Source organism: Paenarthrobacter sp. TE4293, from assembly GCF_050435325.1.
In the GTDB taxonomy this organism is placed as follows: Bacteria; Actinomycetota; Actinomycetes; order Actinomycetales; family Micrococcaceae; genus Arthrobacter; species Arthrobacter nitroguajacolicus_C.
Genome location: NZ_JBNJRY010000003.1, coordinates 396,944 through 415,822, shown reverse-complemented (window position 1 = coordinate 415,822; position 18,879 = coordinate 396,944). Strand labels below are relative to the sequence as shown.

Below are 18,879 nucleotides of genomic sequence, written 5' to 3'. Positions count from 1 at the left end.
CTGTATATATTACCGAACGGCCGGTCAGTAATGTTGGCTCCAGTCAGCAATGACCGTGCCGATTTCACGTGCCTTGGAAGGACCCGTCGACGATGACCACTACCGCAGTCGCCCCGGAAACCACAGCCGTTGCAACCGTCCCCAGCTACGTTCAGGATGCCTGGTGGACCCCGGCACCGGACGCCAGGAAGGTCCCGGTCCGCGATGCCAGCACCGGAGAAGTCCTGGCCAACGTGAGCACCGACGGACTGGACCTTGCCGCCGTCGTGAATTTCGCCCGCACCACAGGCCAAACTGAACTCGGGAAGCTGACTTTCCACCAGCGTGCGCTCAAGCTCAAGGAGCTTGCCCAGTACCTTAACGGCCGCCGTGAGGAGCTGTACGAGTCCTCGTCGCAGAGCGGCGCCACCAAGATCGACAACATGATCGACATCGACGGCGGCATCGGCGTGCTTTTCACCTTCGGTTCCAAAGGCCGCCGTGAACTGCCCAACTCGCAGGTCGTGGTGGACGGTCCCATGGAGGTGCTGTCCAAGGACGGCTCGTTCGCGGGCGAGCACATCTACACCCGCATCCCTGGCGTCGCAGTGCAGATCAATGCGTTCAACTTCCCCGTGTGGGGGATGCTGGAGAAGTTCGCTCCGGCCTTCCTCGCCGGCGTTCCCACCATCGTGAAGCCGGCAACGCCTACGGGATACGTCGCCGCCGCTGCGGTCAAGGCCATCGTCGAATCGGGTATTTTGCCCGCCGGTTCCCTTCAGTTGATCTCCGGTTCCGCCCGGACCATCCTGGATGAACTCGACTACCGCGACCTCGTGTCCTTCACGGGTTCGGCGTCCACTGCCAACTCGCTCAAGGGCCACAAGAACGTGGTCCAGGGCGGCGTCCGTTTCACGTCTGAGACCGACTCGCTGAACGCTGCCATCCTTGGCCCGGACGCTGTGCCCGGCACCCCTGAGTTCGACGCCTTCGTCAAAGCCGTCGTCACCGAGATGACCGTCAAGGCAGGACAGAAGTGCACGGCCATCCGCCGAATCATCGTTCCCCAATCGCTCACGGCTGATGTTGCTGCAGCCATCGGCGCCCGGATCAACGAACGCGTCGTCGTCGGCGATCCCCGTGCCGAAGGCGTCACCATGGGTGCGCTGGCGTCGCTGGAACAGCTCGCCGATGTCCGCGCGGCAGTGCAGTCAATGCTCGACGCCGGTGGTGAGCTTGCGTACGGATCCCTCGAGACGCCGTCGGTCACCTCGGTTGGCGGCGCCGTGGGTGTGGTGGAGGACGGTGCCTTCATGTCGCCCGTGCTTCTGAGCTGGGCCGACGCAGAGACCGAAGAAGTCCACTCCCTTGAGGCGTTCGGCCCCGTGTCCTCGGTGCTGGGGTACACGGACTTGGCCGACGCGGTCCGCCTGGCCGCCCGCGGCTCGGGTTCGCTGGTGGCTTCGGTATGCACCAACGATCCCGCTGTTGCGCAGGAGCTGGTGCTTGGCATCGCAGCGCACCACGGCCGTGTCCACATGCTCAACCGCGAAGACGCACGCTCGTCCACGGGTCACGGTTCACCGGTCCCGCACTTGGTCCATGGTGGTCCGGGCCGCGCAGGCGGCGGCGAGGAACTGGGTGGCATCCGCTCCGTCCTGCACCACATGCAGCGCACCGCCATCCAGGGTTCGCCGAACATGCTGACCGCTGTGACGGGCGTCTGGCACACCGGCGCTGACCGCAACTTCACTGTGGAGACCGAGGGCGAGCACCCGTTCCGTAAGCACCTCTCAACTCTGCGCATCGGTGATGCTGTGCGCTCTGAACTCCGCGAGGTAACGCTCGAGGACATCACCGCCTTTGCCAATTCCACGGGTGACACGTTCTACGCGCACACCAACCAGGAGGCTGCAGAAGCCAACCCGTTCTTCCCGGGTATCGTGGCGCACGGCTACCTGCTTTTGAGCTGGGCTGCGGGCCTGTTCGTCGAGCCGGCACCGGGTCCCGTCCTGGCCAACTACGGCCTGGAGAACCTGCGCTTCATTACCCCGGTGGCAGCAGGTGATTCCATCCGCGTTACGCTGACCGCCAAGAAGATCACTCCGCGTGAGACGGACGAATACGGCGAAGTGGCCTGGGATGCCGTCCTGACCAACCAGAACGACGAAATCGTGGCCACCTACGACGTCTTGACCCTCGTGGAAAAGTGACGCTCTCTCACCTATCTCGGGTTTGGGTGTGACGCTCTCTCACCTTTTTCGGGTTTGGGTGTGACGCTCTCTCACCTTTTTCGGGTTTGGGTGCGTCGCTCTCTCATTGAACGACAAACGCTTCCCCACATCCAACGTGTGGGGAAGCGTTTGTTGTTACCGGCTGAAAGTTGTTCGGGGAATGGTACGACGACGACGTTGGTCGGCTCGCGCTTCGACGCCCTGGGTGAGAGGGCGTTGGTCCCAGGGGCGTTAGGGGTGAGAGGGCGTTGGTCCCAGGGGCGTTAGGGGTGAGAGGGGGTTGGCCCGAGCGGCGTAAGGGGTGAGAGAGCGTTGGCCCGAGGGACGTAAGGGGTGAGAGAGCGTTGGCCCGAGGGACGTAAGGGGTGAGAGAGCGTTCCCCTGCAGGGGTGTGGGAGCGGGAGGCCGGGAGGGGTTCAGGCGGCCGTGTGGAGGCCGTCGAAGACCATGGTGATGACATCGTCCGCGAGCTTCTCGGGGGACAGTGAGCCGCCCGGCTTGTACCACTCGACGATCGAGTTGATGGTGCCGAACAGAAGACGGGTCACGGTGCGGGGATCGATGTCCTGGCGCAGGGAGCCGTCTTCCCGGGCAGCGGAGATCAACTCCGCGACCTTGTGGTCGAACGCACGGCGGCGTTCCAGTGCGTCCCGCTCGATCTCCGTGTTGCCGCGCAGGCGCAGAAGAAGCGTGACGAACGGCAGCCTGTCCACCAACACCCCAATAGTCTGCCGCAGCACGAACTCAAGCCGCGCGTCAGCCGGCCCGGACGTGGCTGAGGGCTCCTCAAGGATGGCCTCCAGGCCGCCCAGCGCGTGGTCCAGGGCGAGCTTCAGCAGATCGCCCTTGGACGGCACGTGGTGGTAGATGGCTGACTTGGAGATCCCGAGGTTCTCGGCCAAAATGCCCATGGACGTAGCATCGTACCCGTGGCGGTTGAAGACGTCGACGGCGATGCGGAGCACTGACTGCTGGTCATAACCGGGCCGTCCGCGCTTGGTGGTGGTCTCAGTAGGCATGCTGGCATTTTCTCACGATCTCACCGGGGGAACGGCGCCTAGCCCTTGGGGCGCATGTCGTAGATCCGGCGGAGCTTCCCGTTTGAACGCTCCAGGGAACCGGGCTCGACGACGTCAACGACGCACGATGACCCGACGTGAATCTTGATCTGCTCACGCAAGGTGTGTGCCGCCGTCGTGCCTGCCTCGGCAGGAACGTTCTCGCGACGCTCGATCTTCACGGTCAGGGAGTCCATGCGCTTGCCCTCAGGGCGGGTGATTTCGAGCTGGAAATGCGGGCTGAGTTCGGGGATGCGCAGCGCGATTTCCTCGATCTGCGACGGGAACAGATTCACGCCGCGGAGGATGATCATGTCATCGCTGCGACCGGTGATGCGGCCCATGCGGCGGTGGGCCGGGCGTGCGGTGCCGGGGAGCAGCCGGGTGAGGTCCTTGGTGCGGTATCGGATGATCGGCAGAGCTTCCTTGGTCAAGGACGTGAAGACAAGTTCGCCGGGTTCACCGTCGTCCAGGACCGTGGAGTGGTCGAACGGGTCGATGATTTCCGGGCGGAAGTGGTCTTCCCAGATGTGGCAGCCGTCCTGCGTTTCCACTGCTTCCCCGGCCACGCCCGGGCCCATGACTTCCGAGAGTCCGTAGATGTCCGAGGCCTTGATGTTCATGGTGACCTCGAGCTCGTGGCGCATCTCTTCGGTCCAGGGTTCGGCGCCGAGCACGGCGTACTTGAGCGAGGTGGACGTGGGGTCGATGCCTTGGTGTGCCATGGCGTCCGCGATGGTCAGCAGGTACGTGGGCGTCGCGAGGATGGCGTCCGGCTTGAAGTCCTGGATGAGCTGGATCTGGCGTTCGGTCTGGCCTCCGGACATGGGAATCACGGTGCAGCCGAGCGCTTCAGCACCGGCGTGCGCGCCGAGGCCGCCGGTGAAGAGGCCGTAGCCGTAGGCGTTGTGGACCTTCATGCCGGGGCGGACGCCGGAGGCGCGGAAGGAGCGGGCCACCAGGGTTGCCCAGTTGGCGAGGTCGTTCTTGGTGTAGCCAACTACGGTGGGTCGGCCTGTGGTGCCGGAGCTCGCGTGAATGCGTGCCACCTGGTCCTGCGGGACGGCGAACATGCCGAACGGGTATTCCAGGCGGAGGTCTTCCTTAGTGGTGTACGGGAACTTACCGAGGTCGCCCAGTTCGCGGAGGTCCGAGGGGTGGACACCGGCTTCGTCGAACTTGCGCTTGTACAGCGGTACGCGGTCGTAGGCGTAGGCCACGGTGTGCTGCAGGCGGGTGAGCTGCAGGGCCTCGAGTTCGTCGCGGGAGATGGTCTCTTCACGGTCCAGCACGGGGGCAGTTTCCTTGGACGAGGAAGCTGCGGGTGCGGCCACGGTGTTTTGCGTCATGGGTTCCTACTTCTTGGAGATGGTGCGGCTGCGGCCACGGAACTCGGCAATGAGTTCCCCGGGCCCGGCGTCCGGGGCGGACAGGGCGTCGGGCGAGGCCGCATAGATCTGAATGTCGTAGAGGCCGCTTCGGCCGGTACTCGCGCGGCGGTTTGCGACGGCGGTAACCACCTGGCCTTGGAAGGCGGGCTTGATGAAGTTGATGTCGACGCCGGACGCCACCGTAATGTTGGCGGCTTGCTCGGGGGTGGGGTTGGCTGGGTTGCAGGCCAGTGCGAAGGCGGTGTCCCCAAAGGCGAAGATCATTCCGCCATGTGCCATGCCGAATCCGTTGAGCATCTCCTGTCGGAGGTGCATGCGGATGGTGGCGTGGCCGTCGTCGAGCTTGAGGACCTCGATGCCCATCCATTCGGACGCGTAGTCGTTCGTCAGGATGTGGTGCGATGCACCGGAGAGGGTTGTTTCAACCATGCGTCATTGCCTCCAGCTTTATTTACCGAATGTTCATTAGGTAATCCCAGATCGCGTCACGTGTCAAGACTGGACCAGTATGCGTCCGCACCTAGTAGCCTCGAACCTATGCCCGAAATTGAGCTCCCCATCATCACCGACCGCCTGATCCTGCGCCGCTTCGAAGCCGAGGACCTCGAACGGTTCCACGGATATCAGTCGCTTCCCGAAACTGCCCGGTTCCTTCTGCGGAACGAACTGACCAAGACCAAGTCCATGGAAGTGCTGGGCCGGTACGCGAACTTCGAATTCAACCAGGAGGGTGACTGGATCTGCCTGGCCATCGAGCGCCAGGACCAACCCGGCCTGATGGGCGAGGTGGTGCTGAAATGGCTGGAGGGTACCGGACAGGCAGAGCTGGGCTGGATCCTCCACCCCGAGGCGCGCGGTCACGGGATTGCCACCGAAGCCGCAGAAGCCGTCATGAAGCTGGCTTTCGAAAAGCTGGCTTTCCACCGCATCGATGCCAAGCTGGACGCGCTCAACGAGGGATCGGCGGGAATCTGCAAGCGGCTGGGCATGCGTCTGGAAGCAACGCTGGTGGATAACTGGCACTACAAAGGCCAGTGGGCCACGGAGAACATCTACGCGATGCTGGACTCGGAGTGGCGCACGCGGCACCACCCGTGGACGAGGACCATCAGCTGACGGGCCACGTCTTGTGGTGTTTCAGCTGTTCGGTCAGCTGCGCCGCCGGCAAGGGCCTGCTGAAGTAGTACCCCTGTCCGCTGGTGCAACCGATACTGAGCAGGTATTCGGCCTGATCAGCACTTTCGATGCCCTCCCACACTGCGGCCAGTCCGCACGCCCGGATCAGTTGCAGCACGGCGGCCAACAAGGCCGGTTGCGCAGGGTCGCTGCCCAAGGCCGAGAGCAAGGTCCGGTCGACTTTGACGGTGTCCACCGGGAGTTGGCGCAGGTAGCTGATGGACGAATAGCCTGTGCCGAAGTCGTCGATTTCCAGCCCCACGCCCAAGCGGCGGAGGCTGTTGAGCGTGTAGCGGTCAAGATCGTTGCCCTGAATGACCGCGCTTTCGGTCAGTTCCAGGACCAGGAGTGAGGGGTCAAGCTCCGCCGAGGCCAGCGCCTCCCGGACGTCTTCGATGAACTCCAGCCGCTGCAGGTCAGCTGCCGAGACGTTGATGCGCATGCTGAAGTTGTGGCCTGAGGTGAGGGGGTCGGTGCGCCATTGCTTCAACTGCTCGACGGCGGTGCGGAGCACCCAGCCGCCCAGGTCGGAGATCATTCCCGTCTCCTCGGCAATGGGGATGAACTCGTCCGGCATGACGAGTCCGCGGGTGGGGTGGTTCCAGCGGACCAAAGCCTCCACGCCTTCGATCCCGCGGGTATCAAGCCGGATGATGGGCTGGTAGTAGAGCACCAGCTGGGAGCCGGCAATTGCCTCTTTGAGTTCGCCCACCAATTGGTTCCGCATTTGCCGGGCAAGGAGCATGTCCGGTTCAAAGACCTTGACCTTCCCACGCCCGTCGGCCTTGGACTCGTACATGGCGATGTCCGCTTCCATCATCAGCTCCTCCGCACGATGGCCGGGATCTGCCATCCGGAGGCCCATGCTGGCACCGCAACGGAGGTGCTGACCCTCAATCTCCATGACATCCACCACGGCAGCCAGGATTCGGTTCCCTATGGAAGCGGCTGTTGCAGGAGTTACGTCGGGAATCAGCACAGCGAACTCGTCGCCACCCATGCGGGCCACCATGTCCTGCTCTCGCACGGCCCCGGTGATGCGGGCAGCCACCGTCTCCAGGACTTTGTCCCCGATGGTGTGCCCCAGGGAGTCGTTGATGGCCTTGAAACCGTCCATGTCCAGCAGGAGAATGGCTGCCCTTGTGCCACTCTTCGCCCCATTGGCCTGGGCTTCGCTGAGGGCGGTGGCAAAAGCGGAGCGGTTGTTCAGTCCGGTGAGCGGATCGGTCATGGCCATATGCTGCATTGCCTGGTGGGCTTCGTTGAGCTGCTGCGTCCGGGCCTGAACCCGTTGCTCCAGCTCTTCGTAAACGATCTGAAGGTCCTCGGCCAGAAGGTTGGTACCCATGATCACTGCATCGATTTCATCGCGGGCTTCAGAGACATCGATCCGGGTGTTCAGATCGCCGGCTGCCAACCGCACGATGCCGTCCAGGAGCAGCCCCAGGCGCGGATCTTCACCGGAGTACATTTTTCCTTCCGACATGGTCACCCCCCGTGTGGCTCGCCTCGTTGTTCATCGCTGAGGCGTTGTTCATCGCTAAGGCGAAGGTACTCCCGAACTGCTGCGCTGCGTTCGGGCAACGCCGCCTGTTCAAACAGCGTGGAAGCTTCCTCGAACATCGCCAGTGCGTCGCTACGCCTGGAGGATTCGAGCAAGGTCCGGGCCAACAGGAAATGCGCTTCGGCCGAGGTTTGCGTCGCCAGGATGGAGGACCGCGCACACAGCGGTTCAAGGATTCCGATGGCCTGCTTCATATCACCGCTAAGGAAATACCAATGGGCCCGGACCAAAGACATTTCCAAGTGGTCGCGTTCGGAGCCGCCCACAATGTCCGTGGCGAGCTCAGCCCGTTCAATGCAGCGAAGCGTTGCCGCATCACTGAGTTTTGCCTGGAGCCGCATTTCCGCGGACGCCCGGTTGAAACGCGCCCACAAATCAACGTCCTTGGACGGTGAAAGTCTTTCAGCCGCGAGGTCGTGATAGCGCCCCCCGTCGTCTACTCGGTCGGCCAGGAAAGCGACGTTGCCGATGACCCAGTACCCTTTGCCCGCGGTGTCTTCATCAACGTCGTCGGTCAGCAGGGTTTCCAGTACCAGGCATTCCCGCCAGGCGTCGTCGAGGAGGCGGCTTTCGGCCAAGGCAGCGATCAGCGCGCGTTGGGCGAGGATCTGGACGTACAGCAATTCGGCGTCCCTGGCCGCGAGTTTAGCCGCATCTGCGGCCATGGCGGCGGCTTCGGGGAGCCTGCCCAGGCCTTGGAGGGCCACGGCAACCATGGTTCCTGCCTTGGCACCGAATTCGGGTGAGGATGCTGTCAGGCTGTGATCATTGAGTTCCACGGCCAAGGTGAGGTATTCCTCTATGCGGCCTTGATCCCTCAGGCACTCGGCCTGCAGGTACCGCATATTCCACCAGGATTCTTCATCCCCGGCTATCCCGGCCAGGCTTGCAGCCTCCCCGGCCAGGCGGTAGGCCTCGTTGAAGTCCCGTTCCTTCCATTTGGCGCGTGCCGTGAGACCGGCAACGAGGTGCGAGGCGGGATGGGGACTTTGCATGTGCCCATTATCCATGTCATTACAGAAGAAAAGCTCGTATAGTTTGCAGCGTGACTTAATGCAAGTCACGTTCAACAAATTCGCATCAGTACGAAAGGGCATAGCGGATGAAAAAATTTGCGGCAACCCTGCTCATGGCGGCGGTTCTGGCAGTAACGGGTTTCGCTGCCCCGGCAAATGCCGAGCCTACGCAGGACAGCACGGCAATCGGCTGGTGGCCAAACAGTGTCACCACCACGAAGACAAACACCACCAGCATCGGTTGGTGGCCGAACTAAATATTGGGGGAGCGCCTCTCAAGGCCATATGACATCAATTGATGCCCCGGGCTGGTGCCCGGGGCATCAATTTGTTTCGTCATGTGTCGAGTATTAGTGACCGTAGAGTGCAGGGCCGCACCCTGCGTTGACACGCTTGTCATACCCCACCTTGCTGGATTACGGCCCGCCCACGGGCAACTCAACGGAGACCGTGGTCCCCGAACCCAACGTGGAATCAAGAAGCAGGCGGCCCATGTGGCGGCTGATGATGTCCTGGGCTATCGCCAGCCCGAGCCCGCTCCCTGGCACAGCTGCGGAGGTGGCGTTGGAAGCACGATAGAAGCGTGTGAAGATGTGCGGGAGGTCGTGCTCGGGGATGCCCAGGCCGTTGTCCGCGATCCGCACCAGTGCCAGACCGCCGCCCTCCGAGGCCGAGACGGAGCTGGTGATGCCCACGCGGCCGCCCTCGGGTGTGAACTTGATGGCGTTGGCCACGATGTTGGTGAACACCTGTTCGAGCTTCGCTTCGTCGGCCGTGACTTCGATATCTTCAGTCCCCTCCGTGAAGGACAATGAGACGTGACGGGACTCTGCGAGAGGCCGAAGTGTCGCTACCACCACCTGGAGGAGCTTGGCGATGTCCACCGGTTTGAGGTCAAGGTTGCTGCCGTCCTGCATGGAGACGGTGAGCATGTCTTCAATGAGCCTGCGCAGCCGGTCGGAGTTCCGGGCGATGACGTCCAGCATTTTGCCGATGCCTTCAGGGACGGGCCCCGCCGAACCGTCACGGATCATGTCCAGATAGGCGGTGATGGATGTCAGGGGCGTTCTGAGTTCGTGGTTGACGGTGGCCAGGAAATCGGTCTTGGCCTTGTCCAACTGCCGCAGCTGGTGCAGGACCCGCTGTTGGGCGCTGATCAGGTGGCCTTGAATGAGGCCGTGGGCCACGTTCCCCGCCACGTGCTGCATCAACGCAATCTCCGGACGGGTCCAATGGTGCCGTTCCTGGACTGTGGAGAGCAGGATGATGCCCATGGCGGACGCTCCTTCACCCACGGGGAGAAGGACGGTGGAGACAGGTTCGAGGTCGCCGGACCACTCCCGCAGGGCCTTGGCAATTCCGGAGTCGGGGTCGTCGCGGTGGTCAGTGACGGCAAGGACATCCGCGTCGGCCCACAGCCTGTTGGCCGTCTCCGCGATGGCATTCTCGCTCTCACCCAGCCGTGCAGGAAGCAGAGGGAGTCCGGGGCGGTTCCACTGGGCACGTATGGTGGGGACGCGCTCGTCGCGGAAAGTGGCGAACCAAACGTGGTCCACTTTCAGTGCCTCACCGAAACCGCGGACCACATGGTCTGCGATCAATTGGGGATCGTTGGTCTCCCGGATCGCTGAGGACACATTGCGGAGGCTTTCCCGCAGTGCTTCGATTTCGCCGCGTGAGCGGGCGCGTTCCGTGGCCCTGCCGATCAGGGTTTTTACCCTGTGGACGAGTTCGTCGGACTTCACCGGACTGATGACGTAGTCCGCTACGCGCCAGGATTCCACTTCCCGGAGGTCCAGGGATTCCCGGGTATTAAGGATCAACAGCATGGGAACCCCAGGGCTTCGGAGTCCGTGTGCCAGGGAACTCTCCGCCACCGCCACCGAGGGCGAATGCTGATGAAGATGGGAGGCCAACGACGCGGCGTCCCCGGCAGGGAAAACATCGAATCCCGCAGAGGAAAGCGCAGCGGTGGTCGCGGCCAGCCGCTCCTTGTCTGAATCCGCCACTACGGCGGAGCGGACATACTGTTCGTCGGCAACGGTCCCGCCCACTGAGCCCCTTCCGTTCCAACGCTTCATTCACGGTGTTTCATGATGTGGCAACACCCTATCAGCGGCATTGCGGACAAAGGTGGCCGCGCGTCAAATGCGCTGGATGAGTCGTGGGACACACCTTTACTTTGGCCCCGGGATTCGACAGCCTTGGGATTGTCAGCAGGGAAGCCCCTCCCGGCTTCCCGTGCAGAGCGATCAATGCGCAAGGAGCACTGTGGACCAACCAGCAACACCGCCGCAGGACCATCAACACGTGACGTTCGACCTCGAGCTTGAAGCCCCGGGCATCCTTCGCCTTACCTGGCCGCGAGGGGCAAGGATCAAGGAATCGGACGCCCAACGTGCCATGGACCGCGTGAATGAGCTCTGCGGCGCGGAACGGCACCCGATGATCGTGGACATGGCCACCACGGACGACGTCACCCGGGGTGCCCGTTCCATCTTCGCCAAACCGTGCCAAGCCAACCGCATCGCGCTCTGGGGCTCTTCTCCGGTGGACAGGGTCATTGCGAACTTTTTCCTGGGCATCATGAAACCGCCGTGCCCTACCAAGTTCTTCACATCTGAAACAGAAGCGCTGGAGTGGCTGGTGGAGGCTTAGGGCCACTTATATTTGGAGAATGTTCTCCACCCTGAGGAAGTACCTGCTGATTCCACGCCTCATCAGGCTTTCTTCCGCTGCCCCCAAGGACCCCCGCACGGCTTGGGACCAGTTCTGGGGCGACATCCGCTCGACGGGTGCCACGGGCGACGTCCTGTGGGACTCGGGCAGCGACCACGAACTCAATGGTTACCTACCCCACATGGCGCAGCTGGACCCGGCCTTGCCCGTGGTGGACGTTGGATGCGGCAACGGCAGTTTCACCCGCTTGCTGGCGCGGCATTTCCCGCACGCGCTGGGGCTTGACTACTCCGCCAACGCCGTTGACCGCGCCCGGCAGGAATCAGCAGGAATTACGACGGCGTCGTATGCGGTCTGCGACATGACGGCACCTGACGCTGCGCAGACAGTCGCGTCGGCCCTTGACGCTGCGGGCTGGACCGGGGAGGCGAACGTGTTCATCCGGGGCGTCCTGCACGTACTGGACCGCAACGGCCGTGCAGCCTTGGCTGCGAACCTGCTGCCCGTCGTCGGGACCCGGGGACGGGTGTTCCTGGCCGAAACCAACTTTCCCGGCACCCCGGTGGACTACGTCAGCCATCTGGGCGCCACCCGTGACTTCATCCCGGCCCCGCTGGAGTGGGCCATCCGGGGGCTGCCGATGCCTGGCCGTTTCGGGGCAGCCCAACGAGCCAAGGCATTCCCGACGGCGGACTGGAACCTTGTGGAGGAAGGCTCAGCGAGCATCGAGACGCGCCCGCTCAGCAACCCGTCCACGCCCGACGTGATCCCGGGGTACTTCGCTCTGCTGCGGGCCGGTAAAACTCCTACTTGAGGCCGGCTCCGGGCAGGAGCCCGGTGGCGCCCAGGGAGTCGGCCACGAATGCGTAGTCCCAAGCACGTTCACGCCACTGGACATACCGGCCCGAGGCTCCGCCGTGGCCGCCGTCCATCTCGATCTTCATGACAATTGGTTCCGAGCCCGTGGACACGGAGCGCAGCGCCTGAACCCACTTGGCAGGCTCAACGTACAGAACCCGGGTGTCGTTGAAGGACGTCACGGCGGCGATCCTGGGATAGGACACGGCCCGCACGTTCTCGTAGGGCGTGTAGGACTTCATATAGGCGTAAGCCTCGGGGTCCGTAATCGGGTTGCCCCATTCCTCCCATTCCAGGGCGGACAGCGGGAGTTCCGGGTCCAGGATGGTGGTCAGGGCGTCCACGAACGGCACCTGGGCCACTACGGCAGCGTATTTCTCTGGAGCCATGTTGGCTATTGCACCCATGAGCAAGCCGCCCGCAGATCCGCCCATCGCAGCGATGCGCGAAGGGTCAACCCAACCCGAGCCTGCCAGCCAATCCGTGGCTGCGATAAAGTCCGTGAACGTGTTCTTCTTGGTGAGTTTCTTGCCATCCTCGTACCATTGGCGGCCCAGCTCTCCGCCACCCCGGATGTGGGCGATCACCATGACGATTCCGCGGTCCAGGAGGGACAGCCGGGCCACACCGAAGCCCGGATCCATGCTCATCTCGTACGAACCGTAGCCGTACACCAGCCCCGCGCCCGTGCCGTCCTGCTGTACCGACGCGTGGCGCAGCACTGACAGCGGGACCCGGGTGCCGTCGTCGGCCGTTGCCCATTCGCGGGTGGCCACGTAATCGTGTGCCGTGTAGCCGCCCAGAACGGGGCTTTCCTTGCGGAGCAGCAGCTGGCCGGCCGGTAGTTCGGCGGTAGGAAGCACAAAGTCGTAAACGCGTGAGGGCGTGAAGTAGGAGGTGTAGCCCATGCGGATGACGGGAGCCTCATAGTCCGAACCGGACACCCCTGCAGTGTAGAGCTCTTCGTCAAAGGCCGGCTCGACAGGAGCGCCCTGGGACGCGGTGCCGAGACCGGCCAAGGGCAGCACTTGAACCCGTTCGATGGTGTCCTTGCGGATAGAAAGCACCAGGTGGGTGGACGTCACACCGGCGCCGTTGACACGCACGTCGTCGGAATGCTCGACGACGGTACGCCAGTCCTGCTCTGCCAGCGGTTTGGTGAGCTCGGCCGGATCAACCAAGCTCACCATCGAGTTGATGGCGTCCTTGTTGTGCGTCAGGAGCAGGGTTTCCTTGCCGTCCAGGAGGAAGGGCTCGGCTTCGTAGAGAATGTGGTGGTCGCGGGAGATGACGGTTTCCAGCCCGGCATCGTAGTCGTCGAAGCGGAGCAGCTGCGTCTCACTGAACTCGGAGCAGCCGATGCTGAGCACCAGGTGGCGGCGGTCGGAGGAGAGATCGAAACCGAGCCACATGGCGACGTCGTCCTCTTGGTAAAGAACCTCATCTTCGGCCACCGGTGTGCCAAGGACGTGGGCTTTCACCTGGTAGGGGCGCCAGGAATCATCCACCACGGTGTAGAAGAGTCGTGTGCCATCGGGGGAGAAGGCCACCCCGTAGAAGATGTCCTCGATGACGTCCGGGAGGAGCTCACCGGTGCGAAGGTCCTTGATCCGAAGGGTGAAGCGTTCGTCGCCGGAGTTGTCCACCGCATAGGCGTAAAGGTTTCCGTCGACGGTCACAGCAGCACCGCCCACGCTGAAGAACGGCTGGCCCTCGGCCTCGACGTTGCCGTCCAGGAGCACTTGCTCGCCGTCGATTTCCACGCCGGGTTCCACTGAAGGGGGAGTCCAGTCCGCCACCGGATCCCCGGTGTTGTGAGCCAGGACGCGGCACTGGATGCTGTATTCCTTGCCTTCCACGGATCGGCTGTAATACCACCAGCCATCCTTGCGGCTGGGCACGGACAAATCCGTTTCCTGGGTCCGGCCCTTGATCTCCTGGAACATCGCTTCGCGGAGCGGTTCCTGGTGTGCCGTCACAGCTTCCTGATAGGCGTTCTCTGCCTTCAGATGGTCCACAACATCCGCAGATTCCTTGTCCCTGAGCCACTCGTAGTTGTCCACGAAGACATCACCGTGGTGTTCGCGGCGGGTGGGTATCCGCTTGGCGACAGGAGGCACCAGTGTCGATTCCGGGGCAGAGGCAGGGGCGGAAGATATGTGGCTCATGTGGCCACTCTATAGATGGGCGCGGACAAGGAACCAGCAATTTCGCTCAGAGCGCCGGGCAGCAGCCCCTGTACCGGGCGTCGCACCCGGCACCGGCACCATCAACCAGAGCAACACCATACAGACGGGAACATGCTGACCATGGACGAGGACCACCCCGCGAGGCCCTTGTCACCCAGCTACCGTCCCGGTCCGATCATTCCGAGTAGAAGGCATCGGCCAGGGACACCCGGTTCCGGCCGGAGGCCTTCGCCGCGTAGAGGGCAAGATCGGCTTCGCGCAGGAGTTGCTCGCTGCCTGCCCGGTGCCCGTCCGTAAAGGCCGAGACGCCGGCGCTGATGGTCAAGACACCGTCCGGATCTCCGGAGTGCTCAATGCGTAGGTCGTGGACCGCGGACCGGACACGTTCCATGACGGCCGCGGCGGTGGAGGGAGACTGGTCTTGCAGGACCAGGAGGAACTCCTCGCCACCAAACCTGTACACAGCGTCGCCCTTCCGGACCTCTCGGGCCAGAGTCGTAGCGATAGCCACCAACGCGGCGTCACCGGCCTGATGTCCGTAGATGTCGTTGTAGCTCTTGAAGTTGTCCACGTCCACCATAGCCAGGCAGTAGTCGTGGTCTTTGCGGCCGAGCAGGTGGGCCAGGTCTTCCGTGAGTTTCAGGCGGTTGTGCAGCTTGGTGAGGGGGTCGGTGCGCGCTTGCTCGGTCAGTGCCGATCGGTAGCGGGCAAGATCTGCGTGCAAGGATGTGATCCGCTGGGCGGCAAGGAGCCTGATGTGAAGGCTGAAAGGGTCCAAGGGTTTGGTGACGTAATCGTCAGCTCCTGCTTCCATCCCCGCCAGGACGTCCTTCCGGGATCCGTGCGAGGTCACCAAAATGATGTAGGTGTAACTGTCTTCCTCGGAAGCCCGGATGGCACGGCAGAGGTCCAGCCCGTTGAGGCCGGGCATCATCAGGTCCGTTACCACGGCTTCGGGGCTGTGTTCCTGGTAAAGCTGCCAGGCCGAGTCGCCGTCCTCCGCCACGATGCACTCGTGCCCGGACTGTTCGACGGCGGCTTTGGTGATCATCCGGGAGATCTGGTCGTCGTCGGCGATCAGGACTTTCATGAAGCTCCCAGGAGAGTGCGTTCGAGGGCAACGTCCACCTGCTCGAGTTCGGCCTGCAATTGCATCAGCACCGGTGTGCCGTGGGCGGCCAGGTCAGGCCCGGCCTCACGGCCGAGCCGCTCCAGATTCTTGCACAGAACCGCGGCGCCTGCTGCCCCGATGTTGGATGACGCGCCGGCGAGTTTATGCGCCGCCGCTTCCACTGCGGTTGCCTGACCTGCACCCAACGCCGAATGCAGGGCTTCCAAGGTCGTCTGCGCGTCCTGCCGGAATGCCCGGATGGCATCAGGCAAAAGGCCCAAGCCGTCTGCGGGTCCCAGCTCGCGGAGGATCTGAAGCCTGGCGTTGTCCAAGACAACAGCGTTCGACGACGGCGCTGCCGCCGGCATGCGTTCGACGCCCGCCGGCGCCGCTGCGACGCCCGCCGCAGCCTCGGACGCGGACCCGCCCACCGCCGTCGGGGTTTGCTCTTGGTCCGGGACCCAGCGCGTCAGGACTTCGGCGAGTTTGGCCAGGTCCACGGGCTTGCTGATGTAGTCGTCCATGCCGGCGGCGAAGCAGCGTTCGCGGTCCTCGTTCAGTGCCCCTGCCGTCATGGCGATGATGGGAATCCGGGCGGCGTGACCGTTCCTGGCCCGGATGGCGCGGGTTGCGTCGAAGCCGTCCATGACCGGCATGTGGCAATCCATGAGCACTGCAGCGTAGGTCCCGGAGAGTGCAGCGGTCACTGCTTTGGCGCCGTCGTCCACAATGTCTACGTCGTAACCGAGCCGGTTGGCCATGCCGCGGGCCACCAACTGGTTGACCTCGTTGTCTTCGGCCACCAGGAGTTTCCCCAGCCGTTGCACGGGTTCGGCAAACGCCACAGCGTCCGACAGCACGGGCGCCGCAGCAGAACCCACAGTCCTCGTGGCCATCAGGCGCAGGAGGCGGTTGTAGAACTCCGAGCTTCGCACGGGCTTGGTGAGGTATTCCCGGATGCCTGCACTGGCAAGATCGCCCCTTTCCACCTGCATCGTCGAGGTCAGCAGGATGATACCCGGCGAACCGGATCCATCACTCTCACCTTTGATTTGGCGTGCCAGTTCCAGTCCGTCGGTATGGGGCATGCACATGTCCACCACGGCGATGTCGTATGGTCGGCTTGCCCGCACGGCTGTGCGGTACTCGTCCATCGCGGCGACGGCGTCGGCGACGGCCACCGGCTGCATGCCCCAGCTGGCAAGTTGCTTCTCCAGTACCAAGCGGTTGGTGGCATTGTCATCCACCACCAGCACCCGGCGGCCAGCGAGCGTGGCAGGCAACGTCCCTGTGTCGGATGCGGCCGGGCCAATGGGAAGGTCCAGGACGAACCAGAACCTGCTTCCCGTTCCCGGCTCGCTTTCCACGCCGATCTTGCCGCCCATGACCTCGGTGAGACGCCGGGAGATGGCCAAACCGAGCCCGGTTCCTCCGTACCTGCGGGTGGTGGAGGCATCGGCTTGGGCGAAGGATTCGAACAAGCGGTGATGGTCCTCCGGGCTGATTCCAATGCCGGTGTCCCGGACCTCAAAACGCAATGAGGCGTTGTCCGTGTCCCGGCCGACCACGGAGATCTGGATTTCGACCTCGCCGGCGGGCGTGAACTTGACTGCGTTGGAGGAGAGGTTCAGCAGGATTTGCCGGATGCGCCCGGCGTCGCCCATCAGGCGTGCCGGAACGTCGGGGTGGCAGTAGGAAATGAGTTCCAGGTTCTTGCCTTGGGCGGCTTCGGCAACCAGTCCGGCCACCTCGTCCACCAGGGCCCGGGGGTCGAAGGCGTTGACGTCCAGGTCCACTTTCCCGGCCTCCAGTTTGGAGAAATCCAGGATGTCGTTGATCAACGTCAGCAGGACCTCGCCGGCGCCCTTGACGCCTTGGGCGTATTGCCGCTGGCCCTCACTGAGGGTCGTGTCCATCATGAGCGACGTCAGCCCGATCACGGCATTGAGGGGAGTACGGATCTCGTGGCTCATGGTGGCCAGGAACTCGGATTTGAGCCTGCTCGCTTCCAGGGCTGTTTCACGGGCGGCGAGCAGCTCCGCTTCGGCGGCCCTGCGCTCGGTGATGTCACGCGAGATGGTGGCGACCCCGCGGATGCCGCCATCGCCGCGGACGGGGGAGAGGGTCACGGAGACAGGGATGGTGGCACCGTCGCCGCGCTTCCGTTCGGTCTCATAGTTCTGAACGTCGCCGCTCTGCGCAGTGGTTTCCAATGCCTGGCGTTCCTTCTCCAGCAGGTGGGCCGGGACGAAGAAGTCGCCCTTCCTGCCGATGGCCTCAGAGGCCGGATACCCGAAGATGCGCTCCGCGCCCGGGTTCCAACTGGTGATGACGCCCTCGGGTGTTTCGCCGATGATGGCGTCGCCTGAAGAGTTGACGATGGCCCCGAGCCCCTGAAGCTGCGCAGTGCGTTCCGCCACCTTCGATTCGAGGTCGCGGGTCAGCGTCACATTCTCGACGACGATCAGCACCTGCCGCACGATCACGAAGGCCACCACCACAAGGCCGGTGACCAGCAGGATGGGGTCCTGGCCAATGGGACGGCTCCGTGAGAAGAATACGGCGCTGAAGACAGGCAGGTAGGGGAGCAGCTCAAGGGCCGCGGCATAGGCCCGGCCGTCTTTGCGCCCACTGTCCGCTTCCGGAAGCAAAGGGCTGAGTCCCACCAGCAGGAAAGCGAGCACCCAGCCGAACGCCAGGGGCGAACCTGTGACTCCGCTGATGCCTTGAATCGTGAAGCTCATGTACAGCAGGTCGGTAATGGCGAGGATCCAGAAGCCAAGGCCCAGGCTCAGCCACGGCAGCCGCCGACCACGGGCCGCGCGCATCATGAGGACGATGACCACAGAGACCATGAAGACGTCCGCAATGGGATAGGCCATCTGGGTTACCTGGGCAAAGGTGTCGGGGTTCGTAGCTCCAGACAAAGGACCCAGAAGTGAGCTCCACGCAATGAAGAAGGTTGAGCTCGCTACCACTCCTGCGTCGAGGATGGTGCGTCGCAAGGACAGGCGCAGCCCCTGGCCCCTCAAGAGCAGGACCAGGCCGATGGAGGTGGGCAGCGCGTACCAAACGAATCCAATGTCCGCGAAGGACGGGAAGGGATATTGGTGGTTGAGCGTGATGCCGTTGATGGTCCATACGGTTTGGCCCGCGCTCCAGATGGCCAGGCCTGCAACGATGAACCAGCGGCCCGCGGAGTTGTCTTGTCCTCGCCGGGCCGCGAGCGTGTGCGTGGTCAAGGCGGTGAGTACGGCGAGAAGGATCGCCACGTCACCGGCGAGTTGCGCCGTCGTCGTTCCTGTTCCGCTGGCCAGGCCAACGGCCAGCAGCACTAAACAGAACGCAACGGGCACCAAAAACAGCCGCCAGCCATGCCGTGCCGACGAGCGCACCGGAAGGACCCCGTGCTTCACTCCTGCCACTGAACCCCTGCCTTCAAAAGTGGCCCCACCAAAAGCGAACAACGCGTCTTGCCTGCGCTGATGAGAGCATACGCCGAAATGGCTCGCCAAGAGCAGGGCAGGCCGCACCTAATATGGACGATTTCAGGGTCGAACGCAGTGGAGACCTATAGTTGGTGGCTGCAGACACAACACGCTGACGGCCTCCCTGTCCGGTGGT

At 63.5% G+C, this 18,879-nt stretch carries 14 protein-coding genes; 5 read left to right on the top strand and 9 right to left on the bottom strand.

What is annotated here, in order from left to right; translation table 11 throughout:
* The first annotated feature begins 92 nt into the window (after positions 1-92).
* Positions 93-2,192 carry a phenylacetic acid degradation bifunctional protein PaaZ gene (gene paaZ / locus QF015_RS08205; protein ID WP_310206688.1) on the top strand — a complete coding sequence of 700 codons (2,100 nt, stop codon included), beginning with the start codon at positions 93-95 and terminating at the stop codon, positions 2,190-2,192.
* A 437-nt stretch (positions 2,193-2,629) separates the two neighbouring features.
* Here paaZ and QF015_RS08200 read toward each other — a convergent pair whose 3' ends face one another.
* Genes QF015_RS08200 through QF015_RS08190 form a run of 3 tightly spaced genes read right to left on the bottom strand, consistent with a single transcriptional unit; the run spans position 2,630 to position 5,091 of the window.
* Positions 2,630-3,232, bottom strand: a complete 603-nt coding sequence (locus QF015_RS08200) for a TetR/AcrR family transcriptional regulator (protein WP_310206685.1) — start codon at positions 3,230-3,232, stop codon at positions 2,630-2,632.
* Positions 3,233-3,270: 38 nt separating this feature from the next.
* Positions 3,271-4,620, bottom strand: coding sequence for a phenylacetate--CoA ligase PaaK (paaK, locus tag QF015_RS08195; RefSeq protein ID WP_310206682.1), 1,350 nt, complete (start codon positions 4,618-4,620; stop codon positions 3,271-3,273).
* Between the two features lie 6 nt (positions 4,621-4,626).
* Positions 4,627-5,091 (bottom strand): hotdog fold thioesterase, encoded by a 465-nt coding sequence (locus tag QF015_RS08190; protein WP_429388288.1) that lies wholly within the window; start codon positions 5,089-5,091, stop codon positions 4,627-4,629.
* Between the two features lie 108 nt (positions 5,092-5,199).
* Between QF015_RS08190 and QF015_RS08185 the strand changes: the two genes are divergently transcribed.
* A complete protein-coding gene (locus tag QF015_RS08185) occupies positions 5,200-5,778 on the top strand; it encodes a GNAT family N-acetyltransferase (protein ID WP_429388286.1) in 579 nt (192 codons plus the stop codon).
* Here QF015_RS08185 and QF015_RS08180 read toward each other — a convergent pair.
* Together QF015_RS08180 and QF015_RS08175 are read right to left on the bottom strand one after the other, a co-directional pair.
* Positions 5,771-7,324, bottom strand: coding sequence for a putative bifunctional diguanylate cyclase/phosphodiesterase (locus tag QF015_RS08180; RefSeq protein WP_429388284.1), 1,554 nt, complete (start codon positions 7,322-7,324; stop codon positions 5,771-5,773). The two genes, QF015_RS08185 and QF015_RS08180, sit on opposite strands and share 8 nt — an antisense overlap.
* Before the next feature lie 2 nt (positions 7,325-7,326).
* Positions 7,327-8,397, bottom strand: a complete 1,071-nt coding sequence (locus QF015_RS08175; RefSeq protein WP_429388282.1) for a hypothetical protein — start codon at positions 8,395-8,397, stop codon at positions 7,327-7,329.
* Between the two features lie 107 nt (positions 8,398-8,504).
* On the opposite strand from QF015_RS08175, the gene QF015_RS08170 reads away from it, so the two are divergent.
* Positions 8,505-8,675: a hypothetical protein gene (locus QF015_RS08170; RefSeq protein ID WP_310206668.1), complete on the top strand. Its 171-nt coding sequence runs from the start codon at positions 8,505-8,507 to the stop codon at positions 8,673-8,675.
* Between the two features lie 159 nt (positions 8,676-8,834).
* On the opposite strand, the gene QF015_RS08165 is transcribed toward QF015_RS08170, so the two are convergent.
* Entirely contained in the window at positions 8,835-10,499 is a 1,665-nt protein-coding gene (locus tag QF015_RS08165; protein ID WP_397337040.1) for an ATP-binding protein, read from the bottom strand.
* 190 nt (positions 10,500-10,689) lie between these two features.
* Here QF015_RS08165 and QF015_RS08160 point away from each other — a divergent pair, with 190 nt between their 5' ends.
* Positions 10,690-11,076, top strand: a complete 387-nt coding sequence (locus QF015_RS08160; protein WP_429388279.1) for an STAS/SEC14 domain-containing protein — start codon at positions 10,690-10,692, stop codon at positions 11,074-11,076.
* Positions 11,077-11,095: 19 nt separating this feature from the next.
* A complete protein-coding gene (locus QF015_RS08155) occupies positions 11,096-11,911 on the top strand; it encodes a class I SAM-dependent methyltransferase (protein ID WP_429388276.1) in 816 nt (271 codons plus the stop codon).
* Here the strand turns inward: QF015_RS08155 and QF015_RS08150 are convergent.
* The 3 genes from QF015_RS08150 to QF015_RS08140 all read right to left on the bottom strand — a co-directional run bounded on the left by QF015_RS08150 (position 11,904) and on the right by QF015_RS08140 (position 18,680).
* The gene (locus tag QF015_RS08150; RefSeq protein WP_429388274.1) at positions 11,904-14,123 is read right to left on the bottom strand and encodes a S9 family peptidase; all 2,220 of its coding nucleotides are present in this window, start codon (positions 14,121-14,123) and stop codon (positions 11,904-11,906) included. The two genes, QF015_RS08155 and QF015_RS08150, sit on opposite strands and share 8 nt — an antisense overlap.
* Positions 14,124-14,319: 196 nt before the next feature.
* Positions 14,320-15,234, bottom strand: a complete 915-nt coding sequence (locus tag QF015_RS08145) for a GGDEF domain-containing response regulator (RefSeq protein WP_310206656.1) — start codon at positions 15,232-15,234, stop codon at positions 14,320-14,322.
* Positions 15,231-18,680 (bottom strand): response regulator, encoded by a 3,450-nt coding sequence (locus QF015_RS08140; RefSeq protein WP_429388271.1) that lies wholly within the window; start codon positions 18,678-18,680, stop codon positions 15,231-15,233. The genes QF015_RS08145 and QF015_RS08140 overlap by 4 nt, the downstream gene beginning before the upstream one ends.
* Between the last annotated feature and the right edge of the window lie 199 nt (positions 18,681-18,879).